The sequence below is a fragment of the Vibrio sp. 970 genome, from assembly GCF_033339075.1.
In genome coordinates, this window is the sequence record NZ_JAWOTW010000392.1 from 1 (window position 1) to 655 (window position 655).

Here is a 655-nt window from a genome sequence, read left to right on the forward strand (position 1 = left end):
ACCGTGCAGACGGATTGTAGAGCCTTTAAGCGCACCACTCTGTAGAGAGTAAGATACTGTTGCGTTGAATGCGTACTCGCTTTCGTAATCCCAGTCACCAGATGCACCGCTTGCAGCTGAGTCAGCACCAGAACCGTAACCAAAGCCTAAGTAGTAGTTCCAGCCGTTACCTTGGTTGTAAGATAGACGGTTGTACCATGCTAGCTCGCCCGCTTTGTTCCAGTCAGATAGAGCATCCCACCACTGAGACCAAGTACCGTTGTTCATACCGTAAGTATGGATCGTACGTGGAACGAAGTCAGAACGGTTGTCTGTGTCTGTGTAACGTAGTTCAGACATCCATGCTAGCTTGCCGAAAGACTGGTTCAAAGATAGACCAGTGTGGAAACCTAGACCATCGTATTTCACATCGTCATCAACACCGTAGAAGTCAAATGCAAGAGTTGTACGGTCACTTACTGTGTACTTCAAGTAAGCTTTGTAAGATGTGTTGTCAGTTTCGTTGTGGTAGCTAGTCACTTGACCTGCGCCCCAGTCGATACCATTTGCGTATTTAACGCCAGTCGCTTGACCAAGACCAACTTGGAAGAACAAGCTGTCAGTTAGGTTACCGTTTAGGCCTAGAGAGTGTAGGTAGCTCCATGAAGTGTCAGAC

General features: G+C 47.6%; 1 pseudogene. It reads right to left on the reverse strand.

Annotation, left to right across the window (positions count from 1 at the left end):
• Positions 1 to 655 (reverse strand): annotated as a pseudogene (locus tag R7Q11_RS26890) (porin); the annotation flags it as partial.